Genomic DNA, 26,097 nt, shown 5'->3' with positions numbered 1-26,097 from the left:
CCGCCCCGCTCCATGGGCCTGAAGCCGGGCGGCGCGCGAGGGTCGCGCAATTGCTTATCCAACAAGTTGCCGCTATTCTACCGTGCAACGCACCATTTTGCGATTCTGCGCATGACCGACGCCACGACACCCGGAAACTCCCCGACATCCCCCGCCGCACTGGCCAAACCGGTCGCTGCGCGCCCGGTCTTCATCGTGTCCGACGGCACGGGGATTACCGCCGAAACGTTCGCGCATTCGATCCTCGCGCAATTCGAGATGCGTTTTCGTCAGATTCGCGTTCCTTTCGTGGATTCCGTCGATAAAGCCTATGAAACGGCGCAACGGATCAATGAAATGTATCGAGCCGACAACATCCGCCCGATCATTTTCAGCACGCTCGTCGATGCTCGGGCCAATGAGATCCTGCGTAACTGCCAGGGTGTGATTCTCGACATGTTCCAGACGTTCATCGAACCGCTGGAACTGGAGCTGGGCCTCAAGTCGATGCACGCCATCGGTCGCGTGCACCAGAACGCCGACAGCGAGGCGTACAAGAACCGGATCGAGGCGGTGAATTTCTCGCTCGCGCACGACGACGGGCAGTCCAACAAGAACCTGCAAAGCGCGGATGTGATTCTAGTGGGCGTGTCGCGCAGCGGCAAGACACCCACGACGCTCTATCTCGCCATGCAATACGGCGTGAAGGCCGCGAACTATCCGTTGATTCCGGAAGACTTCGTGCGTGAGAAGCTGCCCTCCACGCTCGATCAGTACAAGGAAAAGATCTTCGGGCTTTCCATCGATCCGCAGCGGCTGTCGGAGATTCGCAACGAACGTCGCCCCGGCAGCAAGTATGCATCGCTGGAAAACTGCCGATACGAGGTCAACGAGGCCGAGGCGATGATGCGACGTGAGGGCATCAAGTGGCTGTCCTCGACGCACAAGTCCATCGAAGAAATCGCCACGACCATCCTGCAGGAAATCAAGCTGGAGCGAGACGTCTACTGACGTTGTCCGCCGCGCATGCTGCGCCGTGCCGAATGCAAGAAGGGACGCCATGAGCGTCCCTTCTTGTTGATATCCCGGATGTCCACGTGCGACCCGCCGCGCGTCGCCTCAGGAGAGCCGCTGACGCACCGCTTCGAACAGGCAGATGGCCGCACAAGCCGCCACGTTGAGCGACTCCATGCCGCCCGGCTGCGGGATACGGATCGGCCGTTGCACGCGTTCGAGCCACTGCGGGGACACACCGGCCCCCTCGTTTCCGAACACCCACGCCACCGGCGCGCGCAGATCCTGCGCATAGAGCGACGTGCTGGCCTGCAAGCTCGTCGCCAGCAACGGCACCGACAAGCGCGGCGCGAGCGAATCCGGCGTGCAATGCTCCACGATGTTCAGCGAGAAATGCGCCCCCATACCGGCACGTAGCACCTTGCTCGACCAAGCGAGCGCCGTGCCCGACATGCAATACACATCGCGAACACCGGCCGCCGCCGCGCTACGCAGGATCGAACCGACATTGCCCGCGTCCTGCACGGCGTCGAGAATGACGCAATCCGTCGTTTGCGTTGCCGGCAGATGGCCCGACGGCATCTCGATCACGAAAAGCAGCGGCACACCGTTGACGAGCGTCGACAACGGTTCGAACAGCGCATGCGGCAGACACACGCGACGATCGCCGTCTACCCGCGCCCAGATCTGCGCCACTTCGGGGTTCCCCAGCGCCGATTCCGCTGCCACGCAAACGAGCGGCTGCCCCAGCGCGTCGAGATAGGCGTCGGCCAGGTGCACGCCTTCGAGCAGCGTCTGGCCGAGTTTGCGCCGCTGCGGGTTCGACTGCGCCAGCTGTTTTAGCCGCTTGTAGAACGGATTGTCTTTGGAACTGATCAGCTTCATGACGAATGGCCCACGCGGGCGACGGTGAGCGCACCGAATAATGCAAAGGCGTCGCGCACCGGCGCAAACGATTGGCGATGATGCGGACTCGGTCCGTGCAGACGCAACGCGGCGAGATGGCGCGGCGTGCCGTAGCCGACATGCTCGTCGAAACCGTACTGGGGGAATGCCTCGTGGAGCGCGACCAGTTGGCGGTCACGCGTGACCTTCGCGAGAATCGACGCCGCCGAAATCGCAGGCACCTTGTCGTCGCCCTTGACGATGGCCTCTGCCCGCATCGGCAACGCGGGGCACCGATTGCCGTCGATGAGCGCCAGCGTCGGTACACGCGGGAGCCCAATGACCGCCCGCTGCATCGCAAGCATCGTCGCATGGAGGATGTTCAGCGAATCGATCTCCGCCACACTCGCCTCGGCAATGCAATAGGCAAGCGAGCGTTCAACGATCTCCTCGTAAAGCGCCTCGCGACGCTGCGCCGTGAGCTTCTTCGAATCGGCCAGCCCCTTGATCGGACGCGCCGGATCGAGAATCACTGCCGCCGTCACGACAGGCCCGGCGAGCGGGCCGCGCCCCACTTCATCCACGCCGCACGTCAGATCGGCAGCCACGTCGGCGAACAGATCGAGCGCCATTTGCGGCAGCGTCGCCTTGGGCGCGCGGGGGCGCGGCTTTGCGGCCGGCACATCGTCGCCCGAGGTCCCCTTGCGCGCACCGCGACGCCCCTTCACTTCCTCGCTCATAACCGCCCCTTCTCACGCAGCACGCGCTCGATCACTTCTGCCGCGCGCGCGGCCGTGTTCTGGCGCAGTTGCTCGTGGATCTTCGTAAAGCGCGCCTGCAAAGCGTCGCGCAACGCCGGGTCGGTCAATTGCTTCCAGACGGCGTCAGCGAGTGCTTCCGGGGTCGCGAACTGCTGCAACAACTCCGGCACGACGAACTCGCCCGACAGAATGTTCGGCAAACCTACGTATGGCAGATATCCCTGACGCTTCATGATCTGCGCCGTCAACCAAGGCACCTTGTAGGAGATGACCATCGGCTTCTTGTACAGGGCCGCTTCCAGCGTGGCCGTACCGCTCGCCAGAAGCACGCTGTCCGCCGCCTCCAATGCGAGCGGTGCTCGGCCGTCGATCACGGTCAGGTTGAGATCGCTGTGCGCGTCCACGATCGGTTGCATCAACGTGCGCAGCCGCGGCGTCGCTGCCGGGAGCACGAACTGAATCGACGGCTCGCGCTCGGCCAGCAGGCGCATGGCCGCGAAGAACACGGGCGTGAGCCTTTGCACTTCCGACGTCCGGCTACCCGGCAAAATAGCGACGACCGGGCCAGTGCCTTGCAGCGCCAGCCTGGCTCGCGCGCCTGCGACATCGGGCACCATCGGAATCTTGTCGGCCATCGGATGGCCGACAAACGTCGCGTCGATGCCTGCCCGACGGTAAATCTCCGGCTCGAACGGGAACAGGCACAACATGTGATCGACGGCGCGCTTGATCTTCTTGATGCGCCCACCGCGCCACGCCCAGATCGACGGGCTCACGAAATGAATCGTGGGAATGCCCGCCTCACGCAGCTTGATTTCGAGATCGAAGTTGAAGTCCGGGGCATCGAAGCCGACGAACGCGAGCGGCCTCTCGGCCAGCCAGCGCTCGCGAAGTTGCTTGCGAATCGAGAGAATCTCGCGCAAATGCTTGATGACTTCGACATAGCCCATGACGGAGAGCTTGTCGATGGGCCAATAAGCGTCGAAGCCCTCCTCCGCCATATGCGGACCGCCGACACCTGCGTAAGCGATGTCGGACGGAAGGCTCTGCTTGAGACCGGCAAGCACGTTGCCGGCAATGAGATCGCCGGACAGCTCCCCGGCCACCATCGCCAGGGTTCGCTGGCCGGCACCGGGAAGGGTCGGCGGCATGGGTCAGCGCACGATACCGCGCGTGCTGGCGTTGAGGAAATCGAGCAGTGCGCGCACGGCGTCGGACACATCCGGGGCACCCGCGTTGCCGAAGGCTTCGATCTGCACCTTCGCTTCGTCGAGCGTCAGCCCGCTCTTGTAGAGCAGCTTGTACGCGTGACGCAGCGCCGTGATCGCATCGGCCGTGAAGTTGCGGCGACGCAGCCCCTCGACGTTGATACCGTAAGGCACTGCGCGGTCGCCCGAGGCAATGACGAACGGCGGCACATCCTGCACAAGCACCGACGCGCCACCGATCATCGAGTGCGCGCCAATGCGCACGAACTGATGCACCCCGGTCATGCCGCCAACGATCGCCCAGTCGCCGACAATGACGTGACCGGCCAATTGCGCATTGCTTGAGAAGACCGTGTGGTTGCCCACGTGGCAATCGTGCGCGATGTGCACGTAAGCCATGATCCAGTTGTCGTTGCCGACGCCGGTCAGACCGCCGTCCTGCACCGTACCGGTGTGAATCGTCGTGAATTCGCGAATCGTATTGCGATCGCCGATGACGAGCCGCGTCGGCTCGCCGGCGTACTTCATATCCTGCGGACTGCCGCCGATCGAGGCGAACGGGCCGATCTTGTTGCCCTCGCCCAGCGTCGTATGACCGTCGACAATCGAGTGCGAGAGAATCTGCGTACCGGCGCCGATCGTTACGTTCGGCCCGACGATCGCATAGGGACCGACGACGACGTCGTCGGCCAGTTGCGCCTTCGCGTCGACGACTGCAGTGGGGTGAATGTTCGTCATGAGCGTCTTAATTCCGGTTATTCGCCGTTCTTCTTGACCATGCACATGAACTCGGCTTCCGCCGCGATCTTGCCGTCTACCAGTGCCTTGCCCTTGAACTTGTAGAAGCCGCGACGCTCGCTCAGGAAATCGATGTCGAGCACGAGTTGGTCACCCGGTTCGACCGGCCGCTTGAAGCGAACGTTCTCGATACCCACGAAATAGTAGAGCGTGTTCTCGTCGTGCACCGGCTCGTCGGAGAACGTCAGGAGTGCCGCGGCTTGCGCCAGCGCTTCGACGATCAGCACGCCCGGCATCACCGGACGCTGCGGATAATGCCCCGTGAAGTACGGCTCATTGATCGTGACGTTCTTGATGACCTTGATGTTCTTGTGCGGCTCCAACCCGATCACGCGATCCACCATCAGCATCGGATACCGATGCGGCAGCAGCTTCATGATCTTGTGGATGTCGATATTGATTGTGGTCTCGCTCATTTGTCTTGCAGGTCTTTGACCTTCGCTTCAAGTTGACGCACGCGATCGCGCATCTTGTCCAGATTACGGATGATGGCCGCGTTTTTGTTCCACTCGGCGTTTGGCATGACCGGAAACGTGCTCGAATAGGTACCCGGGCCGGGAATCGACTTCGACACCCCCGACTTGGCCGTCACGATGACGCGGTCACCGATCTTGACATGCCCGGCCACGCCCACGGCACCGCCCAGCATGCAGAATTTACCGATGGTACTGCTGCCGGCAATGCCCGTACACGCGGCAATCACCGTGAAGGCCCCGACCCGCACGTTATGCGCGATCTGAACCTGGTTGTCGATCTTGCAACCGCGCTCGATCACCGTATCGGCCATCGCCCCGCGATCGATAGAGGTCGACGCACCGATTTCGACGTCGTCTTCGATCACTGCGCGTCCGACCTGCGGAATCTTCACCCATTCGCCGCCAGCGGCGGAGAAATCGGGTGCGAAACCGAAACCGTCCGAGCCGATCACCGCGCCCGAGTGAATCACGCAACGCGCACCGATCACACTCGCGTGGTACAGCGTGGCGTTCGGATACACCAGCACGTCGTCGCCCAGGGTCGTGCCTCGACCGACGAACACGTTCGCCATCAGATGCACCCGCTCGCCCAGGCGAGCGCCCGCCTCGATCACGACATTCGGACCAATCACGCACGATGCCGGCACAACGGCCGTCGGGTCGACGACCGCACTCGGATGCGTGCCTGCTGCGGGAACCGGCGTCGCCGCCTGCGCGAACATCTGCGCAACGCGCGCGAAGTACGCATAGGGGTTCGGCGCGACGATCCACGCCCGCCCCTCATGCGACGGCAGCTTGTCGAAGTCGGCCTTCGAGAGAATCACGGCCGCCGCGCCCGAGTTGGGCACCTCGGCGAGATACAGTGGATTGGACAGAAACGCGAGCTGATTCGCGCCCGCACGATCAAGCGGTGCCAGACCGGCCACGGTGACTTCGCCATCGCCCACGAGATCGCCGCCAAAGCGGGCAACCAACTGCGCTAACGAAACCGACGGCGATCCCGGCATCGAAGTCGAGACCGTCACTTGCCGGCAGTGCCGCCGCCCGAACTTCCGTTCAGGGTCTTGAGCACCTTGTCAGTGATGTCGATACGCGGGCTCACGTAGACGGCTTCCTGCACGATCAGATCGTACTTTTCGGTTTCGGCAATCTGCTTGATGACGCGATTGGCGCGATCGAGCACCGCGGCGAGTTCTTCGTTGCGGCGCTGATTCAGGTCTTCACGAAACTCGCGCTGCTTGCGCTGGAATTCCGTGTCGGCAGCGGCCAGATCGCGCTGACGCTTGGCGCGCTCGGCGTCGGACAACGTCGGGTTGTCCTTGTCGAGCTTGTCCGACATGGCTTTGAGGCGCTGGGCCATGGCCTGCAGATCCGAGTCTCGCTTGGAGAACTCGGCTTCGAGCTTGGCTTGTGCGGCCTTGGCCGGTGCCGAATCGCGCAAAATGCGATCCGAATTGACGGCGGCGATGCGCGCATCCTGAGCCATGGCAGCAAAGGCTGCCCCAGCCAGCAACGCTGCGGCGAAGCCGCGCAGGCAATGCTTACGGATACCGTTCAATGTCATACCCCTTTACAACGATAAAACGTTCGGAACCGATCGACTCGCCGTAGTTAGAACGACGTACCGACCTGGAACTGGAATTTCTGGTACTGATCGCCCACCTTCTTGACCAGCGGGAAGCCCATCGAGAGCTTGAGCGGGCCAATCGGTGAAATCCACGACAAACCGAAGCCGTAGGAATAGCGCAGGTTATTGAAGGTAATCGCCTGGCCGTTATCGAACACGTTACCACCGTCCATGAACGTGAAGATACGCAGCGTACGGTCATACCCGGTGCCTGGCAGCGGGAACGTCAGCTCAATGTTACCGATCAGCTTCGATGCGCCGCCGAGCGGTTCGCCATTGGTGTCCTTCGGACCCAGCGAACTCGGCTCATAGCCGCGCACCGAACCGATACCGCCGGCAAAGTAGTTCTTGAAGATCGGGAACGGCTGACCGCCCATCCCGTGGCCGTAGCCGATTTCGCCGTTGAGTGCCAGCGTAAAGCCACGGCTCACCGGGTAGTAATACTGGTGCTGGTAGTAGGCGCGGTAGTACTTGGTCGTGCCGATCGGCGTACCGACTTCGATGTTGGCCTGCTGATAGTGACCGCGGTTCGGGATCAGCGCGCTATCACGCGAATCGCGCGACCAACCGATGGTCAGCGGATAGTTGTTGCTGACGTAGCCGAACTGGTTGGCGTAGTCGATGTAGCGCTGCGGGGTCGAGCCGTCGCTCGTCAGATGCAGACGCGTCTGTTCGAAGCCCAGACCGAAGAACACCGTATCGACTTCCGAGAACGGCACGCCGAACTTCAGGTTGCCGCCCAGCGTGTTGATACGGAAATCCGAATCGCTCGTGAGCAGCAGCGGCTGATACGTGCGGTAGTAGATGTCCGTGATACGGCTCACACCGTCGACGGTGAAGTACGGATCGACTTGCGTGACAGCCAACGTCCGGTACGTTTTACCGGTGTTCACGTTCACCGACAGCGACGTTCCCGAACCGAACACGTTGTCCTGACTAATACCGGCTTGCAGCACCACCTTGTCTGTCGACGAGAAGCCCGCACCGACGTTGATCGTGCCAGTCGGCTTTTCTTCGACCTTCACCTGGAGGTCGACCTGGTCGTTCGAACCGGCCACCGGCTCGGTCGTCACGTTCACGTCGGTAAAGTAGCCCAGGCGGTTGATACGATCCTGCGACAGCTTGAGTCGGTCGGCGTCGTACCAGGAGCTTTCGAGCTGGCGCATCTCGCGGCGAATCACTTCGTCACGCGTACGCGAGTTGCCCACGATGTTGATCTTGCGAACGTACACGCGACGGCCCGGATCGACCGTCAGCGTGAGCGCCACGGTGTGGTCCTTCCGATCGATCGTCGGCTGAGCGTTCACGTTCGCGAACGCGAAGCCGTAGTTGCCGAGCATGTCGGAAATTGCCTTCGTGCTGGCCTGCAGCTTGGCCGCCGAGAACGTGTCGCCGGCCTTGAGTTGCACGAGCTTGCGCACGTCGTCCTGCTTGCCCAGCATCTCGCCAGTCAGCTTGACGTCCGACACCTTGTACGGCTCGCCTTCATGCAGGTTGATCGTCAGGAACATCTCGTCCTTGTCCGGCGTAATCGATACGTCGGTGGAGTCGATGTTGAATTCCAGATAACCGCGGTTCAGATAGAACGAACGCACCTTTTCCAGATCGCCCGTGAGCTTGTCCTTCGAGTACAAGTCGTTCTTCGAATACCACGACAGCCAGTTCGGCGTGCCAAGTTGCATCTCAGCCGTCAGATCCGACGATGAGAATGCCTTGTTGCCGACGAAGTTGATCTGCTGGATCGTGGCCTTCGGGCCTTCCGTCACGGCGAACTGGATCCCCACCCGATTACGCTCGAGCGGCGTGATCGTCGTCTTCACCTCGGCAGCGTAGTAACCGCGCGTAAGGTATTGACGCTTGAGTTCCTGTTCCGACTTCTCGAGCAGGTTACGGTCGAAGCTGCGACCTTCGGTCAGGCCGACCGAACGCAACGCCTTTTTCAAACCGTCCTTGTCGAATTCCTTGATGCCGAGGAAGTCGATGGAAGCAATCGCGGGACGCTCGTTGACGTGCACCACCAGCACGTTGCCTTGCGCTTCAACGCTCACGTCGGAGAACAAGCCCGTTGCATAAAGGGCACGAATTGCTTCGGTGCCCTTATCGTCGTTGAACTTGTCGCCCGGCTTGACCGGCAAGTACGAAAACACCGTACCGGGTTCAATGCGCTGCAAGCCCTCCACTCGGATATCCTTGACCACGAACGGCTCGACGGCCCGCGCCAGGAAACTGTGTGCCGCCAGAACCGCAATCACCAGGGTCTTCGGAACAAGGTGGTATTTATTCGACAACTTGCTTCCCCAAGAAACAATTGAATCGTAACAACTCGGATTTGCCTGCGACGGCAGGCGCGTGACGCCGTCTAGTGCAGCAATTTCGACAGGTCATTGAACAGGGCTACGGCAGACAGCGCGAGGATGCAAACGATGCCCACTCGTTGCAGTGCGCCCTGCCACCGCTCGGAAACTGCCCGACCGGTAATCGCTTCGACCGCATAATATAACAGATAGCCACCGTCCAGAACCGGAATCGGCAACAGATTCAATACCCCAAGACTAATGCTGACAAGCGCGAGAAAGGCGACGAAATAATCCAGGCCGAGTCGGGCCGAACGCCCCGCGTAGTCCGCAATCGTCACCGGCCCGCTCAAATTCTTGAGCGACGCCTGCCCGGTCATCATCTTCCCGAACATTCTTATGCTGAACGAAGTGACGTCCCAGGTACGCTGCGCCCCCCTGCCGATCGCCTCGATCAGCCCGTACCGGACCTTCACCGTATCGACCTGGGCCGCCAGCGCCGCGCCGATCTTGCCCACACGCGCGCCGCCCGCCTCGGCCGGATCCACTTCCGCGCTTGGCGTCAGGGTCACATTGTGGAGCGCACCGTCGCGTCGCACGGTGAGCGTCATCGGCTTACCCGGGTGAGCACGCACGGCGTCCACCAGCGCCTTGGCCGACTCGACGGGACTGCCGTCGACGGCCGTGATCTCGTCGCCGACCCGAAGTCCGGCGGGCCCTGCCGCTCCGCCGGGCAGAAGCTGGCCCACCTTGATTCTCGCCGACGGCGTCAGACCGAGGCGTTGCATGAAGTCCTGCTCGCCATCGGCATCGAAGTGCTGGCCCGCCGCGTCCAGCATGTATTCAGCGCGCCCGTCGCGGGTGCGCGCCACGAGCGTCACGCGCTGCCCCTCGATCATCGGATCGACCAGGCGCCAGCGAAGGTCTTCCCAGGACCGCACGGGCACCTCGTCTCCGACGGCCTCGTCAGAACTCTTCCCGTTCTCGCGAACGCCGGTAATCAATTCGCCACCGGACAGCCCCGCGCGAGCGGCCAGCGTGCCAGCCGCCGGCGGCGCAATGCGCGCGACGGGTTCGGTCACGCCCGCGAGATTCAGGCCCGCGTAAAGGGTAATCGCCAGAAGGAAGTTCGCGACCGGACCGGCCGCCACTATGGCAAATCGCTTATAGACCGATTGGCGGTTGAAGGCTCGCGCGCGATCTTCCGGGGCAACGACCTGGGTTTCATCGCGCTCGTCGAGCATTCGGACGTACCCGCCCAGCGGCAGTGCGCAAACCGTCCACTCCGTACGATCGCGACCCATCGTCCACTTGAGCAGCGGCGTACCGAACCCGACCGAAAAACGCAGAACCTTGACGCCGCACAGCCGCGCGACCGAGTAGTGCCCCAGCTCATGGAATACCACTAGCACGCCAATGGCGACGGCAAACGCAAGCAACGTGGTCAACAGAGTCATGAGCGAATGGGGGCGCGAAGGCGTTACGACATAGGGTCAGGCGTCAGGACGACGCCCGGGCCGGCAGTTTGGCGACGATGGCCGTCGCCAGTTCGCGTGCGCGGCGATCGGCGTCGAGCACGACGTCGAGCGAAGTCGCCTCACCCACGGCGAGCGTATCGAGCACCTGCTCGACCACTTGGCCGATGGCCGTAAAGCGAATGCGGCCTTCAAGAAAGGCGGCCACGGCAATCTCGTTGGCGGCATTGAGCAGCGCACCCGCCGTACCGCCGCGATGCAGCGCGTCGAACGCCAGTCGCAGACACGGAAAACGGCGCAAATCCGGCGCTTCGAAAGTCAGCTTGCCGATGTCGGCGAGATTGAGGCTCGCCACGCCCGACGTCACCCGATCCGGGAACGCCAGCGCGTGGGCGATGGGCGTGCGCATGTCCGGATTGCCGAGTTGCGCGAGCGTCGACCCGTCCGTGTACGTCACCATCGAGTGAATCACACTCTGCGGATGGATCAACACCTCGATCTTCTCGGGCGGCATATTGAACAGCCAATGCGCTTCAATGACTTCGAGGCCCTTGTTCATCATGCTGGCGGAGTCGACCGAAATCTTTCGGCCCATCACCCAGTTCGGGTGCGCGCACGCCTCGTCCGGCGTCACGTTCTCGAGCGACGCCAGCGCGCGCTCGCGGAACGGCCCACCCGACGCGGTCAACACCAGCTTTTCGACGCCGCGCGTCGACACGTGGTTCTCGCCAGCCACTTGCGGCAGGCATTGGAAGATGGCGTTGTGCTCGCTGTCGAGCGGCAACAACGTCGCCCCGGCGCGCTCGGCCGTCGCCATGAACAGGGCGCCCGAGAGCACCAGCGACTCCTTGTTCGCCAGCAGAATGCGCTTGCCGGCGCGCGCGGCCGCGAGCGTCGACTGCAGCCCCGCGGCACCGACGATCGCCGCAACGACCATCGTGGCCTCGGCCGCTTGCGCGATCTCGACCAGCGCCTGCGGACCGTAGGTCACGTCGATCTTCAGGCCGGCATCGGCCAGACGCGCCGCCAGCGAGCGGGCGCCGTCGGCATCGGCCACCACCGCCACTGCCGGGCGATGCGCGACGCACTGCTCGAACAGGCGATCCAGATTACGGTGCGCCGACAACGCGTAGACGGAGAAACGGCCGGGATGACGCCCCACCACATCGAGCGTGCTAACGCCAATAGAGCCGGTGGAGCCAAGAATGGAGAGTCGTTGCGACATGATCAGACGAAGAGCAAAGCCAGCGGGAGCACCGGGAGCAACGCATCGATTCGATCGAGCACGCCCCCGTGGCCGGGAAGCAGCGCGCTGGAATCCTTCACGCCGGCCTGCCGTTTGAGTTGAGATTCGAACAGATCGCCCACGACGGAGAAAGCGACCAGCACCGTCAGCGCCAATGCGCCCAGTACCAGACCTTGCGTGCCGGCGAAATGAGAAACGAGGGTTGGCGCCTGCAAGCCGCTCGCCAGCACCCCTGCTGCGACCACGAGCACCAGCAGCCATCCGCCGATCGCCCCTTCCCAGGACTTACCGGGACTGATCGACGGCGCGATCTTGCGACGGCCGAACGCACGGCCGGCGAAATACGCCCCAGTATCGGCAAGCCAGACGATCACGAGCACCGAGAGCAGGAAGGCCACACCGCGATCACGCGCCAGGCACAGCGCCTGCCATGCCGCGATCAGCAACACCGGTCCGGCGACGAGCAACAAACCGCGCCATGCCCCTCGCGTCGCCGGCTTGCGGGCGAGCGTGTAGGGTCCGGCGAGCACCCAAAAGATGGCCGCAGGCTTGAGCCAGATCGACGACAGCATCCAGCCGCCCGCCCATGTCAGGCCCACACCCAGGAGGGCGAGTGCCCCATAAAAGACGGCACCCGTGCCGTTCAGACCCACGAGCCGCCCCCATTCCCAGCCGGCGGCGGCCACGATCACGGCGGCAAGTAATGCGAACTGCGCCGGCGTACCGACGAAGATCACGGGCAAAAGAATGGCGAGAAGTACGACAGCGGTAATGACGCGTGTCTTGAGCATCAGGCGGAATGTCCTGGAGGGCTCTGGACTTGCGCGCTGGTACGGCCGAAACGGCGCTCGCGCTGCTGAAACTCGGCGACGGCCCGTTTGAGGGTATTGGCGTTGAAGTCCGGCCAGAATTCTTCGGTGAAATACAACTCAGTGTACGCCAGTTGCCACAGCAGAAAATTACTGATGCGCTGATCGCCACCGGTGCGAATGAAGAGATCCGGCTCCGGCGCGTAGGCCATGCTCAGGTAAGGCGCGAGATCGTCTTCGGTGAACGACGCGTCGAGCGCCGCTGCACCACCGGCCGCCACACGCGCGGCGGCAAGCTTCTGAGCCGCCTGCAAAATGTCCCATCGCCCGCCGTAGTTGGCCGCAATGGTCAGCGTGAGGCCCGTGTTGTCCTGCGTGCGGGCTTCCGCACGCCTGACCAGTTCCTGAATACGAGGCTCGAACGCGTCGAGCGCGCCAATGACGCGAAGGCGAATACCGTTGCTGTGCAGCTTCCCGACTTCACGCTCGAGCGCGAGAATGAAAAGCTGCATCAGCGTCGACACCTCGTCCTGCGGACGGCGCCAGTTCTCCGAACTGAACGCGAACAGCGTCAGATACTCGACGCCGATTTCGGCACAGGCCGTCACTGCCTCGCGCACGGCATCGACGCCACGCTTGTGGCCCGCCACGCGAGGCAACTTGCGACGGGTAGCCCAACGCCCATTGCCATCCATGACGATAGCAACGTGGCGCGGAATGCTCTCTGTCTTGGGAACGGAGCGCGTAGAGCTGAGAAAACCCATTGAGGTACGGTGCGGGAGTCGAGCGCGAAAGTCAGCGGAGATCTTGCGGTGAGTGCCGTGGCACTCAAACCGTCATGATCTCGGCGTCCTTCTGCTTGACCAGTTCGTCGATCTCGGCGACAAACTTGTCCGTGAGCTTCTGCACTTCGTCGCTGCCACGGCGCTCGTCGTCTTCCGACGCTTCTTTGTCCTTGACCAGCTTCTTGAGTTGCTCATTGGCATCGCGACGCAGATTACGCACGGCGACCTTGGCGGCTTCGCCTTCCGACTTGACCAGCTTGGTCAGCTCGCGACGACGCTCTTCGGTCGGCATCGGCATCGGCACACGAATCAGATCGCCTTGCGTGGCCGGGTTCAGACCCAGATCCGATTCGCGGATGGCCTTCTCAACCACGCCAATCATCTTCTTTTCCCACGGTTGCACGCCGATCGTACGGCTATCCACGAGGTTCACGTTGGCGACCTGGGAGATGGGCACCATCGAGCCGTAGTAGTCCACCTGAACGTGATCGAGCAGGCCGACATGCGCACGACCGGTACGAATCTTCGCCAGGTTGTTCTTGAACGACTCGATCGAGCTTTTCATCTTTTGCTCGACACTTTTCTTGACGTCAGCAACGCTCATGACAACCTCCAAACCTTGAATTGTTACGCAAACGTAAATAATACGGCGTCGGCGCGCCCATGCACGCCGACGCCGCAATTTGAACTCAAACGTGGACGAGCGTTCCCTCGTCTTCGCCGAGAATGACGTGCTTGAGCGCGCCCGGCTTCACGATCGAGAAGACTCGCACCGGCATCTTCTGGTCGCGGCACAGCGCGAAAGCCGTGGCGTCCATGACCTGCAGGTGCTTGGAGATCGCCTCGTCGAAGCTGATGGTCGAATACTTTACCGCGTTGGGATCTTTCTTGGGGTCTGCGGAGTATACGCCGTCGACCTTGGTCGCCTTGAGGACCACTTCGGCGCCGACTTCCGAGCCGCGCAGCGCTGCTGCCGTGTCGGTCGTAAAGAACGGATTACCGGTACCTGCGGCGAAAATCACGACCTTGCCCTCTTCGAGCTGACGGATCGCACGCGGACGGATGTAGGGCTCGACCACCTGATCCATGCGCAGCGCGGACTGCACACGCGCTTCGATACCCGCATGGCGCATGGCATCCTGCAGCGCCAGGGCGTTCATCATCGTGGCCAGCATGCCCATGTAGTCGGCCGTTGCACGGTCCATCCCCGCGGCACCGCCTGCCACGCCCCGGAAAATATTGCCGCCGCCGATCACGACGGCCAATTGCGTGCCCAGGCGAACGACCTCGGCCATGTCGTCAACCATGCGCTCGATGGTCGCGCGGTTGATGCCGAATGCGTCGTCACCCATGAGGGCTTCACCAGAGAGCTTGAGAAGTACGCGTTTGTAAGGAGTAGACATGGCGGTCCTTAAGAAGTCTGGTCGGGCACTGTTGGGTATTCTGGATGAAACAACGGGGACGGCACCGCCGCCCCCGGATACTGCGATACTGCGCGAATTACGACTGCTTGGCCGCAGCCACTTGCGCCGCCACTTCCGCCGCGAAGTCGTCCTGCTTCTTCTCGATGCCTTCGCCGACCACGAACATGGTGAAGGCCTTGACCGTGGTGTTGTTGGCCTTGAGCATCTGCTCGACGCTCGACTTGTCGTCCTTCACGTAAGCCTGGTTGAACAGCGAGACTTCCTTGAGGAACTTCTGCACGCTGCCTTCCACCATCTTGGCCACGATCTCGGCCGGCTTGCCCGATTCGGCGGCCTTCTCGGCAGCGACCTTGCGCTCCTTCTCGATCAGTTCCGGCGAGACTTGATCGCCCGACACGGCCACCGGCTTCATTGCGGCGATGTGCATGGCGACGTTCTTGCCGACTTCGGCGTCAGCACCGTCATACTCGACGACCACACCGATACGCGTGCCATGCAGGTAAGCCGCCAGCTTGCCTGCCGTGTCGTAGCGCTGGAAGCGACGAATGGTCATGTTTTCGCCGATCTTGCCGATCAGGTCCGCGCGCACTTGCTCAACGGTCTTGCCGTCGAGCGGCAGCGCCGACAGTGCCGCCACGTCGGCCGGGCTGTGCTCGGCGACCAGCTTGGCCACGTCGTTCGCGAACTTCAGGAAGTCGTCGTTCTTCGAGACGAAGTCGGTTTCGCAGTTGATTTCGACCACGGCACCCTTGCCGCCATCGATGTAGGCGGCGATCACGCCTTCGGCGGTGATACGGCTGGCGGCCTTGCTGGCCTTGCTGCCCAGCTTGACACGCAGGATTTCTTCAGCACGGACCATGTCGCCATCGGCTTCGGTCAGCGCCTTCTTGCATTCCATCATCGGCGCGTCGGTCTTGGCGCGCAGTTCGCCCACCATTGCTGCAGTAATTGCCGGCATATCGTTACTCCTGTATATCGAATCAGTCGGGAGAGGATGGCGTCCGGACGGCCTCACTGCCCGCCCCGTGGCGCCCCGCGCACCCGACGCGGGAAAATCGGACTAAAAAAAAGGGGCGCCACCAGCAGCCCCTTTTGTTACGCAGCGGTGGCCGCTTACGCCTCTTCGTTCACTTCGACGAACTCGTCGTTACCATCGCCGCGAACGGCTTCCACGACTTCCTTGACGGCGGTTTCACGGCCTTCGAGGACGGCGTCGGCAACGCCTTGCACGTACAGCTCGACGGCCTTGCTCGAGTCGTCGTTACCCGGGATGATGTAATCCACACCTTCCGGCGAGTGGTTCGTATCAACCACGGCGATCACCGGAATGCCCAGCTTGGTGGCTTCCGTGATGGCGATCTTGTGGTAGCCGACGTCGACGACGAAAATGGCGTCGGGCATGCCGCCCATATCCTTCACGCCACCGATCGACTTCTGCAGCTTGGCCATTTCGCGATCGAACAGCAGCGCTTCCTTCTTGCTCATGCGCTCTTGCTCGCCGGCTTCCAGAGCCTGCTCCATGTCCTTGAGCTTCTTGATCGACGACTTCAGCGTCTTGAAGTTCGTCAGCATGCCGCCCAGCCAACGGTTGTTGACGTAAGGCATGCCGGCGCGACCCGCGGCTTCCGCCACGATGTCACGCGCCTGACGCTTCGTGCCCACGAACAGGATCGTGCCGCGATTTGCTGCCAGTTGACGCACGTACTTCAGTGCGTCCTGGTACATCGGCAACGTCTTTTCGAGGTTGATGATGTGAATCTTGTTGCGATGGCCGAAGATATAGGGGGCCATCTTGGGGTTCCAGAAACGGGTTTGGTGACCAAAGTGGACGCCCGCTTCCAGCATCTGACGCATAGTGACAGACATGTGATTCTCCGTGAGGGTTAGGTCTTAGACCGGCTGCCGTACCCGTTTCGCCAGACTGCCACACAGCTTTGCATGACCCGCCTGCGAAGATCGGGCACCCTGGGTGCGCCGGCCCGCGATTTCAAAATTTCCAAGCCGATGATCGACACTGCCACCCCGCAATCCGCCGGATGCGGCACCGATCGGCACCACACTGGGGCAAAAACACCCCTGAAAACCCGGCGAAGACCGTTGAAACACAAGGGAAAACCCTCGGGTTTATTAGCAATTCGTCCTCGACTTAGCCCGAGATTATAGCATCGCAGCCCACCAGCACTCAAGCGACGCGTGAACTTGTGATGACAAGTCGGAAACGCCCGGTTCGCGCCGCACTCCGGCCAGTTCACTGCGCAGCCGCGCGCCACGCCGGGAACCTTGGAAATTCATCGTCGGAACGCTCCGAAATCCAAGCCGGACGGGGCGAAAACCGTCTGTTGGTGCGATAATGCGGCACTGTTTACGTAATCTCTCCGATTCAGCAATGGCCATCACCCTCAAGAATGCCCACGATATTGAAATGATGCGCGTCGCCTGCCGACTGGCCAGCGAGGTGCTCGATTTCATTACGCCGCATGTGCGCGCAGGCGTCACGACCGGGGAACTCGACCGGCTTTGCCACGAGTACATGCTCAACGAGCAGGGCACCGTGCCGGCACCGCTGAACTATCAGCCGCCGGGCTATCCGCCCTACCCCAAAGCCACCTGCATCTCGGTCAACGACGTGATCTGCCACGGCATTCCCGGCGACAAGACACTCAAGAACGGCGACGCCCTGAACATCGACATCACCGTCATCAAGGATGGCTACTTCGGCGATACCAGCCGCATGTTCATCGTCGGCGAAGGCTCGATCCTGGCGAAGCGTTTGGCGCAGGTGACGTATGAATGCATGTGGCTCGGCATCAACCAGGTGCGCCCGGGCGCGCATCTGGGCGACATCGGCCAAGCCATCCAGACGCATGCCGAAGCGCAGGGATACAGCGTGGTGCGCGAATACTGTGGCCACGGCATCGGACAGGTATTCCACGAGGACCCGCAGATCGTGCATTACGGTCGCCAAGGCACCGGTCTTGAGTTGCAGGCGGGCATGATCTTTACCATCGAGCCGATGATCAACGCGGGTAAGCGCGAGATTCGGACGATGCCCGATCAATGGACGGTCAAGACGCGCGATCGCAGTCTGTCGGCGCAATGGGAGCACACGGTGCTCGTGACGCCGACGGGCCACGAGGTGCTCACGCACTCCGCCCTGACGCCGCCACCGCCGCCCGGTTCGTCATACGTGACGTCGTTCGCCACCGCCACCTGAGCCACCGTCGTCCGGCCGCCTGTCATCGCGGCGGCCACCCGGCCTGACTTGTTACTTTCATTACCAGGAAGCCGCCATGCACGCGCGTGCGCACGCCCCGTCTCCGCTACGTCAGGCCCTCAAGGATCGCAAGGCCGAACTCGTCGAACGCTTTTCCACACACGGGAAGATCGACGTGCTTCTGCATGGCTTGTGCCAGGCGGTCGATCAAGCCATGCGCGACGCCTGGAACGAGTGCCAGATGCCCGATGGTTTCGCCCTCGTCGCCGTGGGCGGCTATGGGCGCGGTGAGCTGTACCCGCACTCGGACGTCGACATTCTCCTGCTCCACGGCGATGCCGACGCGCAGGCGCTCACGTCGCACGTGGAGCCGTTTATCGGCTTCCTGTGGGATATCGGGCTTGAGATCGGATCGTCGGTCCGCACGGTCGACGAGTGCATCACCGAAGCGCACGCCGACGTCACCGTACAAACCAGTCTGCTGGAAGCCCGCCTGCTCACCGGCAACGCGGCGCTCTTCGACGACTTCGAGCGTCGCTTCTCGGCCGATCTCGATCCGCGCGCGTTTTTCCGCAGCAAACAGCTTGAGATCCGCCAGCGTCACGCCAAGTATCAGGACACCCCGTACAGCCTCGAACCCAACTGCAAGGAAAGCCCGGGCGGACTGCGCGACCTGCAGGTCATTCTCTGGATGACGAAGGCTGCCGGCCTCGGTAACAGTTGGGCGGAACTGTTCGCGCGGGAACTGCTGACCGAACGCGAACTCAAGGAGCTGCGCCGTAACGAGCAATTCCTGAAGGGCTTGCGGGCGCGGCTGCACTTGCTGGCGCGACGGCGTCAGGACGTGCTCGTATTCGACATGCAAACGTCGCTCGCGCAAAGCCTCGGCTTCGACGCCACCGCCACCAAGCGGGCCAGCGAGCAGCTCATGCGGCGCTACTACTGGGCCGCCAAGGCCGTCTCGCAACTCAATACGGTGCTGCTGCTCAACGTCGAAGCTCGCCTGTTCCCGCAAACCAGCGGGGTCACGCGGGTGATCAACGAGCGTTTCGTCGAGAAGCAGGGAATGATCGAGATCGTGGACGACGAGTTGTACCAGCGTCACCCGAACGCCATTCTCGAGACCTTCCTGCTTTACGAACAGGTCGTCGGCGTGAAGGGTCTCTCGGCGCGCACGCTGCGGGCGCTCTACAACGCCCGCGAACTGATGAACGCGCAGTGGCGCGCCGATCCCGAAAATCGCAGCACGTTTCTCGGCATTCTCCAGCAGCCGCAGGGCATCACCCATGCCTTGCGCCTGATGAACCAGACGAGCGTGCTCGGCCGCTATCTGATCAACTTCCGTCGCGTGGTCGGTCAGATGCAGCACGATCTGTACCACGTCTATACCGTCGATCAACACATCCTGATGGTCGTGCGCAATATTCGCCGTTTCGCCGTGGCGGAGCACGCGCACGAGTACCCATTCTGCAGCCAGTTGATCGCGAACTTCGACCGACCGTGGGCGCTGACGGTCGCAGCCCTCTTCCATGACATCGCAAAGGGCCGCGGTGGCGATCACTCCACGCTTGGCATGACCGATGCGCGACGCTTCTGCACGCGTCACGGCATCGACAAGGAGGACACGGACCTGATCGTCTGGCTGGTGGGAGAGCACCTGACGATGAGCACGGTGGCGCAGAAGCAGGACACTACCGACCCCGAGGTCATCCGCCGCTTTGCGGCGAAAGTGGGGAACGAGCGGCGCCTGACGGCACTGTATCTCCTGACGGTCGCCGATATTCGCGGCACCAGCCCGAAGGTGTGGAACGCCTGGAAAGGCAAGCTGCTGGAAGACCTCTACCGGCTAACGTTGCAGGTGCTGGGCGGTGCCAATCCAGATCCGCGCTCGCAGCTCAAAACGCGCAAGGAAGAGGCGCTCGGGCTGCTGCGCCTCTACACCGTGCCGGAGCGCGCGCAGGAGGCGCTCTGGAATACGCTGGACGTCGCCTACTTCCTGCGCAACGATCCGGCCGACGTCGCGTGGCAGACGCGCCATCTTTGGCGGCACGTGGACAGCGCGACCCCTATTGTCAAGGCACGTCCCTCACCGATTGGCGAAGGGCTGCAGGTGATGGTCTACGTGCGCGACCAGCTCGATCTGTTCGCGCGCATTTGCGGCTATTTCGAGCGCAAAGGGTTGTCGATTCTCGACGCCAAGGTGCATACGACCAGCCACGGCTTTGCCCTGGACAGCTTTCTGCTGACCGACCCGGGTCTCGACACAAGCTATCGCGACATCATCAATCTGGTGGAGAGCGAACTGGTGTCTTTGCTCACGCGTGTCGATCCGCTGGCAGAGCCCAGCAAGGGCCGGCTGCCGCGACGGTCTCGCAGCTTCCCAGTCACGCCGCGCGTCGATTTGCGACCCGACGATCGCGGTCAGTACTACTTGTTATCGGTGTCGGCTAACGACCGCACCGGTCTGCTGTACGCGGTCGCTCGCGTGCTTGCGCGTCACGGCGTAAGCGTGCGTACCGCCCGCATCAACACCCTCGGCGAGCGTGTCGAAGACACGTTCCTGCTCGATGGCAGCCGTTTGCAGGACAGTCGTCTGCAAATCGCCGTCGAGACCGAATTACTCGAAGCATTGGAATCATGAGCGATACCCCGCGCACCAAACTGAGTGCCAAACATCCCCGCACTCTCGACAAGACTCGCGCTCCGGTGCGTTCGTCCGGCGCGCTGAGCCGTCCGACCAAAGCCGTGCCCGCGTCGATGCTCGACGCCAGCGGCGCAAGAAAGAAACCTGCCGCAAAACCGGCACGACCGCGTCCAGTGGACGATGCGGCTACGCCGGCGGGTGCACGGCGCCCGGCCGGAAATGCCGCTGCGCCACGCAAACCTGCGGCCGGCAGCACAACGCCGTACGAAAAGCGTTCGACGGGCGAACGTCCGCCCGCACGTGGCCAACGCGAGCGCGTTGCTGGCGCGCGTCCGGCACGACTTGACGACGAAGCGCGTCCGCGTCGTGCCGCCGAAGGTGGCGCCCGTGGCGATTTCGCCCGTCCGGCCAAACGGGGACCCGATGACCGCGCCCCGCGCCGTTTTGACGAAGACCGTCCGCGCCGTGCCGCCGAAGGTGGCGCCCGTGGCGAAGGCACGCCCGGCGGCCGCTTCGCCCGCGACGATCGCGACGCGCGGACCGCTCGGCCGGCACGCCCCGCACGCCCCGCGCGCGATACCGATTACGACGTCAAGCTCCATCACGACGCCGCCGGGTCGCTGCGCCTGTCCAAGCGCATGTCGGAACTCGGCCTGTGTTCGCGTCGCGAAGCCGACGAGTGGATCGCCAAGGGATGGGTTCGCGTCGACGGCAAGGTTGTGACCGAACTCGGTACGAAGATCCTGCCGACCCAGGAAATCACCGTCGTGCAGGCTGCGCACAAGGAGCAAGCCAATCGCATGACGATCCTGCTGCACAAGCCCGTGGGCTACGTCTCCGCACAGGCGGAGGACGGCTACGAGCCCGCTGTCGTGCTGGTCACGCGCGAGCATCACTGGGCCGAGGACGATGCCGGCGTGCGTTTCTCGCCGTCGCATCTACGCAGTCTCGCGCCCGCCGGACGCCTCGACATCGACTCGACCGGCTTGCTCGTCCTGACGCAAGACGGTCGCATTGCCAAGCAACTGATCGGGGAAGATTCGGATATCGAGAAGGAGTACCTCGTGCGCGTTACGTATAACGAGCATGTCGAGAACGTTCAGGCGCATTTCCCGGCAGACCGTCTGGCCCTGCTGCGTCACGGCCTGGAACTCGACGATCAACCGCTCAAGCCCGCACAGGTCGAGTGGCAGAACGCTGAGCAACTGCGCTTCGTGCTCAAGGAAGGCAAGAAACGGCAGATCCGCCGGATGTGCGAACTGGTCGGTCTGCATGTGACCGGCCTCAAGCGCGTTCGCATGGGACGCATCACGCTGGGCAACCTGCCCGTTGGTGAGTGGCGCTATCTGCGCGCTGGCGAAGGCTTCTGAGTCAGCGACACAGCCCATGAAAAAGCCCGCCATCGAGGCGGGCTCAGCGTGCAGATGAACCCCATGCTTTTCGGCGCATGGGGTTTTGTGTTTCAGGCGAGGGCCTTATCGAACTGGCACGCGATCCAGTCCAGACGCTCGGCAAGATCAGCCATTTGCCGCGAATCAGAATAACGCGGCGGCGCCTCGCCCCCGCGTCAGTCGTCGCTCTTGGGATCCAGTCCCGGAAAGAGAATCTCGGTAAATCCGAACTTGCTGAAGTCGGTAATGCGCATTGGATAAAGCTTGCCGATCAGATGGTCGCACTCGTGTTGAACGACCCGGGCGTGAAAGCCCTCAGCCACGCGATCGATCGCTCGGCCATACTGGTCGACCCCCTCATAGCGCAGCATCGAATAACGATTGACCATGCCGCGCAGCCCTGGCACCGACAAACAACCTTCCCAGCCCTCTTCCATGTCCTGCGTGAGCGGCGTGATGACGGGATTGATGAGCACGGTTTCAGGCACTTCAGGCGCGTCCGGGTAGCGCTCGTTGTGCTCGAAGCCGAAGATCACCACCTGCAGATCGACACCGATCTGCGGCGCCGCCAGTCCCGCGCCGTTTGCGTGCTTCATGGTGTCGAACATGTCGGCGACCAGCTCCCGCAACTCGGGCGTGTCGAGATGTTCCACGGGTTTGGCGATGCGCAGCAGGCGCGGATCGCCCATCTTCAGGATGTCGCGAATCATCGATTGGATCCTCCCATCAAAGCGCGGCCAACATCGCCCGCATAGCGTCTTCGTCCAGCACGGGCACACCCAGTGCCTCAGCCTTCGCCAACTTGCTGCCGGCTTCTGCGCCCGCGACCACGTAGTCGGTTTTCGCAGAAACCGAGCCGGCAACCTTTGCCCCCCGCGCCTCCAGCATGGCTTTCGCCTCATCGCGCGAGAGCGTCGGCAGCGTGCCTGTGAGCACGAACGTCTTGCCGGCCAGCGGCAGCGGTGCCTCAGCCGCCGGCTCGGACTCCGCCCACGTCACGCCTGCCGCCCGCAACTGCTCAATCACTTCCACATTATGCGGTTCGCCAAAGAAATTGGCGATGGATTGGGCCACAATCGGTCCAACGTCATGCACGGCCAGCAGTTCCTCGATGCTCGCCGCCATCACGTTGTCGAGCTTGCCAAAATGACGCGCGAGATCCTTCGCCGTCGCCTCGCCCACATGGCGAATACCCAACGCGAAGATGAAGCGTGCCAGCGTCGTGTGACGGGCCGTCTCGAGCGCCGCCACCAGATTGGACGCCGACTTGTCCGCCATCCGGTCAAGCGCCGCAAGCTTCGCCACGCCCAGTTTGAAAAGATCGGCCGGCGTGCGAATGATATGCTGGTCGACCAGTTGCTCCACGAGCTTGTCGCCAAGCCCCTCGATGTCGAGCGCCCGGCGCTGGGCGAAGTGCAGCAACGCCTGCTTGCGCTGCGCCGCGCAAATCAAGCCGCCCGTGCATCGCGCGATCACTTCGTCGGGCAGTTTCTCGATGGCCGATCCGCACACCGGGCACGCCGTCGGCATGACGAACGCTCTTGCATCGTCCGGCCGTCGCTCGAGCACCGACCCGACGACTTCCGGAATCACGTCGCCCGCCCGGCGCACGATCACCGTATCGCCGATCATCACATCCTTGCGGCGAATCTCGTCTTCGTTGTGCAGCGTAGCATTTGTGACGGTCGCCCCGCCGACAAAAACGGGCGAGAGCCGCGCCACCGGCGTAATCGCCCCGGTTCGGCCCACCTGCACTTCAATGTCCAGCAACGTCGTCAGCGCTTCCTGCGCCGGAAACTTGTGCGCCAGCGCGAAGCGCGGGGCGCGCGAGACAAATCCAAGCCGATCCTGCTCGTCGCGACGGTTGACCTTGTAGACCACGCCATCGATGTCGTAAGGCAGTGTCCCACGTGCCTCACCCACCGCGCGGTAGAACGCCAGCAACCCGGAGGCGCCCCGCACGACTTCGCGCCGCTCATTGACCGGAATGCCCAGCGTGACATACCAGTCGAGCAAGGCCGAGTGCGTCTCCGGCATCGAGACACCCACCAGTTCGCCCACCCCATAGGCGAAGAACGACAACGGACGCTTCGCCGTAATCCTCGAATCGAGCTGTCGCAGACTGCCCGCCGCCGCGTTGCGCGGATTGACGAACACCTTCTCTTGCGCCGCTTCCTGCGCCCGATTGAGCTTGTCGAAGTCGGCCCGGAACATCAGCACTTCGCCACGCACCTCGAGCACCTCGGGCGGGTTATCGGTCTTCAGGCGCAGCGGAATGGTCTTGATCGTGCGGATGTTCGCGGTGACCTCTTCACCGGTCGTGCCGTCGCCGCGCGTGGCTGCCTGCACGAGCACCCCGCGCTCATAACGCAACGCGATCGCCAGCCCGTCGAACTTCAGCTCGGCCGCATATTCGACGGGCGCGCCGAACAGATCGCCGGTGGGCGCACCACCATCGCGCAGTCCATCCGATACACGACGGTCGAACGCTTCGACATCCTCGTCGGCAAAGCCGTTGTTCAGCGAGAGCATCGGCACGCGATGCACCACCTGCGCGAACCCTTCCACCGGCTTGCCACCCACACGTTGCGTGGGCGAATCGGGACGCGTCAATTCGGGATGATCAGTCTCGAGCGCGACCAGTTCGGCAAACAGGCGGTCGTACTCGGCATCGGGAATCAGCGGCGCATCCTCTTCGTAATACGCGCGGTTGTGACGCGCCAACTCGGCACGCAACTCGGTCGCGCGACGGGCGGCGGGCGCTGCATCGGTAGCGGTAGGGGCGTTCGCGCCCTGACCCGGAACAGAAGTTTGGGACATGCAAGCAGACTCGGGAGACGGGAAGTCAGGACATTATGCCTTCGACGTGCGCAACTGCGCGTTGTCGATCGCTTTCATCCATCGATTGGAACAAAAACGCCGCTCACCCGACGATGAACGGCGTGCATCGAATGCGGCATCCGACGGACCGTCGTCTGCCGCGCTTCGGCTCGAAATTACTGGCTGAACAGGCGGCGCGTGACCGGCGAGCCCGCCGGCAGACCGCGCGCCTCAAGGCGTTCGTAGAGCTTGAGCAATTGCTTGTCGACGTTTTGCAGCGCAGCATCCGAGAGCGGCCGACGCTGATCGTCCACCACCCGCCCCCCGATGCGCTGCCCGATCGAACGTGCGTAATCGCACATCAGACGGAACGGCAGCAGGTCTTCGTCGGCCACCGGCACATCGAGCAGCATCGTGATCAGATCGCCGCCCTTGTACGTCAGATCGTCACGCAGGAAGTTGGTGTCGCCGAACTGCAGCATGAACACCGGATTCTGGCGCGCATCGAGTTTGACGAACCGCATGCCATCGCGCGAGAGGAGCAGCCCGTCTTGCGTGGCGACCGCCTGAACATAGTTGGCCGACCATGGCGCGCCGTCCGACAACACATTCACCGATAGTTGGGCGTCGCATTGCGCGGCAAAGCTGTCGAGTTCACGACCGCGGGCGACCGTCTCCATCATGTCGGGCAATTCGGGCAAGGCGTCGGCCGCATCGGCGAGCGTCTGCACGAGATTCGAGAACTCGGAGAACTCGACTTCATTGAGGGCGCCCGCGCGGTTGGCCAACTGCACGGCCATGCGCAACTGGTGATAGCGCCCGCCGGAGCGAATCAACTCCCACGGTGAATGCTCGTCGGCACGGCCTTCGATGTTGACGGGTTTGCTGCCCGCGCGGCGCATGCGTACCGTCAGCGGCATCAAACGCTCCGCCGCGATCACATTGGCCAACGGCAGTGCGACGACGCAGTCGATGCGCTCGTCGATGACCGGTGGCGGACCGCTCGGTGCAGCCGGTTGCGCCGCAGGCACCACCGGTGCCGCCGCAGCCTCGGGCGCGGCGGCGGATGTCACACCCGCCTTGGCGTTTGCAACGGGCTCGTCGGTGTCGGCGTTGGCGACGTCGGGCGCCCCGGCTGCCGCGGCGACCGAACCGGCCGCCGCAGCGTCCACGGTGTCATCGGCCGCCAGTTCCGCGTCAAGGCGTGCGACCGCGCTCGCGGCCGCCGCTTCCTGCGCGTCGCGGGC

Annotated in this window: 24 protein-coding genes; 5 read left to right on the top strand and 19 right to left on the bottom strand. The window is 62.9% G+C overall.

What is annotated here, in order from left to right; all coding sequences use genetic code 11:
• Positions 1-111 precede the first annotated feature (111 nt).
• On the top strand, positions 112-990 hold the full coding sequence (gene ppsR, locus PSO31014_RS21235) for a posphoenolpyruvate synthetase regulatory kinase/phosphorylase PpsR (protein WP_150553432.1): 879 nt from the start codon (positions 112-114) through the stop codon (positions 988-990).
• Positions 991-1,098: 108 nt separating this feature from the next.
• On the opposite strand, the gene PSO31014_RS21230 is transcribed toward ppsR, so the two are convergent.
• The 16 genes from PSO31014_RS21230 to rpsB all read right to left on the bottom strand — a co-directional run bounded on the left by PSO31014_RS21230 (position 1,099) and on the right by rpsB (position 16,647).
• The gene (locus PSO31014_RS21230; protein ID WP_150553431.1) at positions 1,099-1,878 is read right to left on the bottom strand and encodes a TrmH family RNA methyltransferase; all 780 of its coding nucleotides are present in this window, start codon (positions 1,876-1,878) and stop codon (positions 1,099-1,101) included.
• Positions 1,875-2,510, bottom strand: a complete 636-nt coding sequence (gene rnhB / locus PSO31014_RS21225; RefSeq protein ID WP_174976615.1) for a ribonuclease HII — start codon at positions 2,508-2,510, stop codon at positions 1,875-1,877. The genes PSO31014_RS21230 and rnhB overlap by 4 nt, the downstream gene beginning before the upstream one ends.
• A 104-nt stretch (positions 2,511-2,614) precedes the next feature.
• Entirely contained in the window at positions 2,615-3,790 is a 1,176-nt protein-coding gene (lpxB, locus tag PSO31014_RS21220) for a lipid-A-disaccharide synthase (protein ID WP_174976614.1), read from the bottom strand.
• 3 nt (positions 3,791-3,793) lie between these two features.
• Positions 3,794-4,585, bottom strand: coding sequence for an acyl-ACP--UDP-N-acetylglucosamine O-acyltransferase (lpxA, locus tag PSO31014_RS21215; RefSeq protein ID WP_150553429.1), 792 nt, complete (start codon positions 4,583-4,585; stop codon positions 3,794-3,796).
• Between the two features lie 17 nt (positions 4,586-4,602).
• Positions 4,603-5,061, bottom strand: a complete 459-nt coding sequence (fabZ, locus tag PSO31014_RS21210) for a 3-hydroxyacyl-ACP dehydratase FabZ (protein ID WP_150553428.1) — start codon at positions 5,059-5,061, stop codon at positions 4,603-4,605.
• A complete protein-coding gene (gene lpxD, locus PSO31014_RS21205; RefSeq protein WP_150553443.1) occupies positions 5,058-6,128 on the bottom strand; it encodes a UDP-3-O-(3-hydroxymyristoyl)glucosamine N-acyltransferase in 1,071 nt (356 codons plus the stop codon). Before lpxD ends, fabZ begins: the two co-directional genes overlap by 4 nt.
• A 14-nt stretch (positions 6,129-6,142) precedes the next feature.
• Positions 6,143-6,685, bottom strand: a complete 543-nt coding sequence (locus PSO31014_RS21200; protein WP_150553427.1) for an OmpH/Skp family outer membrane protein — start codon at positions 6,683-6,685, stop codon at positions 6,143-6,145.
• A 47-nt stretch (positions 6,686-6,732) separates the two neighbouring features.
• Entirely contained in the window at positions 6,733-9,036 is a 2,304-nt protein-coding gene (bamA, locus tag PSO31014_RS21195; RefSeq protein WP_174976613.1) for an outer membrane protein assembly factor BamA, read from the bottom strand.
• Positions 9,037-9,107: 71 nt separating this feature from the next.
• Positions 9,108-10,499, bottom strand: a complete 1,392-nt coding sequence (rseP, locus tag PSO31014_RS21190; protein WP_150553425.1) for an RIP metalloprotease RseP — start codon at positions 10,497-10,499, stop codon at positions 9,108-9,110.
• Between the two features lie 43 nt (positions 10,500-10,542).
• Positions 10,543-11,742: a 1-deoxy-D-xylulose-5-phosphate reductoisomerase gene (ispC, locus tag PSO31014_RS21185; protein ID WP_150553424.1), complete on the bottom strand. Its 1,200-nt coding sequence runs from the start codon at positions 11,740-11,742 to the stop codon at positions 10,543-10,545.
• A 2-nt stretch (positions 11,743-11,744) separates the two neighbouring features.
• Entirely contained in the window at positions 11,745-12,554 is an 810-nt protein-coding gene (locus PSO31014_RS21180) for a phosphatidate cytidylyltransferase (protein ID WP_150553423.1), read from the bottom strand.
• The gene (gene uppS / locus PSO31014_RS21175; RefSeq protein WP_150553422.1) at positions 12,554-13,336 is read right to left on the bottom strand and encodes a polyprenyl diphosphate synthase; all 783 of its coding nucleotides are present in this window, start codon (positions 13,334-13,336) and stop codon (positions 12,554-12,556) included. The genes PSO31014_RS21180 and uppS overlap by 1 nt, the downstream gene beginning before the upstream one ends.
• Before the next feature lie 64 nt (positions 13,337-13,400).
• Entirely contained in the window at positions 13,401-13,961 is a 561-nt protein-coding gene (gene frr, locus PSO31014_RS21170; protein WP_150553421.1) for a ribosome recycling factor, read from the bottom strand.
• An 85-nt stretch (positions 13,962-14,046) separates the two neighbouring features.
• Entirely contained in the window at positions 14,047-14,760 is a 714-nt protein-coding gene (gene pyrH, locus PSO31014_RS21165; RefSeq protein WP_150553420.1) for a UMP kinase, read from the bottom strand.
• Positions 14,761-14,857: 97 nt separating this feature from the next.
• Positions 14,858-15,739: a translation elongation factor Ts gene (gene tsf / locus PSO31014_RS21160; protein WP_150553419.1), complete on the bottom strand. Its 882-nt coding sequence runs from the start codon at positions 15,737-15,739 to the stop codon at positions 14,858-14,860.
• A 155-nt stretch (positions 15,740-15,894) separates the two neighbouring features.
• Positions 15,895-16,647, bottom strand: coding sequence for a 30S ribosomal protein S2 (gene rpsB, locus PSO31014_RS21155; RefSeq protein WP_150553418.1), 753 nt, complete (start codon positions 16,645-16,647; stop codon positions 15,895-15,897).
• 484 nt (positions 16,648-17,131) lie between these two features.
• Between rpsB and map the strand changes: the two genes are divergently transcribed.
• The 3 genes from map (at position 17,132) to PSO31014_RS21140 (ending at position 22,009) form a co-directional block, all read left to right on the top strand.
• Positions 17,132-17,995, top strand: a complete 864-nt coding sequence (map, locus tag PSO31014_RS21150) for a type I methionyl aminopeptidase (protein WP_150553417.1) — start codon at positions 17,132-17,134, stop codon at positions 17,993-17,995.
• Between the two features lie 76 nt (positions 17,996-18,071).
• Entirely contained in the window at positions 18,072-20,636 is a 2,565-nt protein-coding gene (locus tag PSO31014_RS21145) for a [protein-PII] uridylyltransferase (protein WP_150553416.1), read from the top strand.
• Positions 20,633-22,009 carry a pseudouridine synthase gene (locus PSO31014_RS21140; RefSeq protein ID WP_150553415.1) on the top strand — a complete coding sequence of 459 codons (1,377 nt, stop codon included), beginning with the start codon at positions 20,633-20,635 and terminating at the stop codon, positions 22,007-22,009. The genes PSO31014_RS21145 and PSO31014_RS21140 overlap by 4 nt, the downstream gene beginning before the upstream one ends.
• A gap of 197 nt (positions 22,010-22,206) precedes the next feature.
• Here the strand turns inward: PSO31014_RS21140 and def are convergent, their stop codons facing one another.
• Complete coding sequence (def, locus tag PSO31014_RS21135) at positions 22,207-22,740, bottom strand: peptide deformylase (protein WP_150553414.1); 534 nt, start codon at positions 22,738-22,740, stop codon at positions 22,207-22,209.
• A gap of 16 nt (positions 22,741-22,756) precedes the next feature.
• On the bottom strand, positions 22,757-24,850 hold the full coding sequence (gene ligA, locus PSO31014_RS21130; RefSeq protein ID WP_150553413.1) for an NAD-dependent DNA ligase LigA: 2,094 nt from the start codon (positions 24,848-24,850) through the stop codon (positions 22,757-22,759).
• On the opposite strand from ligA, the gene PSO31014_RS21125 reads away from it, so the two are divergent.
• Positions 24,849-25,037 carry a hypothetical protein gene (locus PSO31014_RS21125; protein ID WP_150553412.1) on the top strand — a complete coding sequence of 63 codons (189 nt, stop codon included), beginning with the start codon at positions 24,849-24,851 and terminating at the stop codon, positions 25,035-25,037. The genes ligA and PSO31014_RS21125 overlap by 2 nt on opposite strands.
• On the opposite strand, the gene PSO31014_RS21120 is transcribed toward PSO31014_RS21125, so the two are convergent.
• Positions 25,027-26,097, bottom strand: a 1,071-nt coding sequence (locus PSO31014_RS21120; protein WP_150553411.1) for a cell division protein ZipA C-terminal FtsZ-binding domain-containing protein, incomplete at its 5' end; no start/stop codon positions are given. The genes PSO31014_RS21125 and PSO31014_RS21120 overlap by 11 nt on opposite strands.

Source organism: Pandoraea soli, assembly GCF_902459595.1.
Taxonomy (GTDB): Bacteria; Pseudomonadota; Gammaproteobacteria; order Burkholderiales; family Burkholderiaceae; genus Pandoraea; species Pandoraea cepalis.
The sequence above is the reverse complement of the archived record's forward strand: the minus strand, read 5'-3'. Positions and strand labels throughout refer to the sequence as shown.

Excerpts from the sequence above, each read along its gene's own strand:
- ppsR (WP_150553432.1), top strand. The coding sequence starts at position 112 with ATGACCGACGCCACGACACCCGGAAACTCCCCGACATCCCCCGCCGCA.
- PSO31014_RS21230 (WP_150553431.1), bottom strand. The coding sequence starts at position 1,878 with ATGAAGCTGATCAGTTCCAAAGACAATCCGTTCTACAAGCGGCTAAAA.
- rnhB (WP_174976615.1), bottom strand. The coding sequence starts at position 2,510 with ATGGCGCTCGATCTGTTCGCCGACGTGGCTGCCGATCTGACGTGCGGC.
- lpxB (WP_174976614.1), bottom strand. The coding sequence starts at position 3,790 with ATGCCGCCGACCCTTCCCGGTGCCGGCCAGCGAACCCTGGCGATGGTG.
- lpxA (WP_150553429.1), bottom strand. The coding sequence starts at position 4,585 with ATGACGAACATTCACCCCACTGCAGTCGTCGACGCGAAGGCGCAACTG.
- fabZ (WP_150553428.1), bottom strand. The coding sequence starts at position 5,061 with ATGAGCGAGACCACAATCAATATCGACATCCACAAGATCATGAAGCTG.
- lpxD (WP_150553443.1), bottom strand. The coding sequence starts at position 6,128 with ATGCCGGGATCGCCGTCGGTTTCGTTAGCGCAGTTGGTTGCCCGCTTT.
- PSO31014_RS21200 (WP_150553427.1), bottom strand. The coding sequence starts at position 6,685 with ATGACATTGAACGGTATCCGTAAGCATTGCCTGCGCGGCTTCGCCGCA.
- rseP (WP_150553425.1), bottom strand. The coding sequence starts at position 10,499 with ATGACTCTGTTGACCACGTTGCTTGCGTTTGCCGTCGCCATTGGCGTG.
- ispC (WP_150553424.1), bottom strand. The coding sequence starts at position 11,742 with ATGTCGCAACGACTCTCCATTCTTGGCTCCACCGGCTCTATTGGCGTT.
- PSO31014_RS21180 (WP_150553423.1), bottom strand. The coding sequence starts at position 12,554 with ATGCTCAAGACACGCGTCATTACCGCTGTCGTACTTCTCGCCATTCTT.
- uppS (WP_150553422.1), bottom strand. The coding sequence starts at position 13,336 with ATGGGTTTTCTCAGCTCTACGCGCTCCGTTCCCAAGACAGAGAGCATT.
- frr (WP_150553421.1), bottom strand. The coding sequence starts at position 13,961 with ATGAGCGTTGCTGACGTCAAGAAAAGTGTCGAGCAAAAGATGAAAAGC.
- pyrH (WP_150553420.1), bottom strand. The coding sequence starts at position 14,760 with ATGTCTACTCCTTACAAACGCGTACTTCTCAAGCTCTCTGGTGAAGCC.
- tsf (WP_150553419.1), bottom strand. The coding sequence starts at position 15,739 with ATGCCGGCAATTACTGCAGCAATGGTGGGCGAACTGCGCGCCAAGACC.
- rpsB (WP_150553418.1), bottom strand. The coding sequence starts at position 16,647 with ATGTCTGTCACTATGCGTCAGATGCTGGAAGCGGGCGTCCACTTTGGT.
- map (WP_150553417.1), top strand. The coding sequence starts at position 17,132 with ATGCGGCACTGTTTACGTAATCTCTCCGATTCAGCAATGGCCATCACC.
- PSO31014_RS21145 (WP_150553416.1), top strand. The coding sequence starts at position 18,072 with ATGCACGCGCGTGCGCACGCCCCGTCTCCGCTACGTCAGGCCCTCAAG.
- PSO31014_RS21140 (WP_150553415.1), top strand. The coding sequence starts at position 20,633 with ATGAGCGATACCCCGCGCACCAAACTGAGTGCCAAACATCCCCGCACT.
- def (WP_150553414.1), bottom strand. The coding sequence starts at position 22,740 with ATGATTCGCGACATCCTGAAGATGGGCGATCCGCGCCTGCTGCGCATC.
- PSO31014_RS21125 (WP_150553412.1), top strand. The coding sequence starts at position 24,849 with ATGCAAGCAGACTCGGGAGACGGGAAGTCAGGACATTATGCCTTCGAC.
- ligA (WP_150553413.1), bottom strand. The coding sequence starts at position 24,850 with ATGTCCCAAACTTCTGTTCCGGGTCAGGGCGCGAACGCCCCTACCGCT.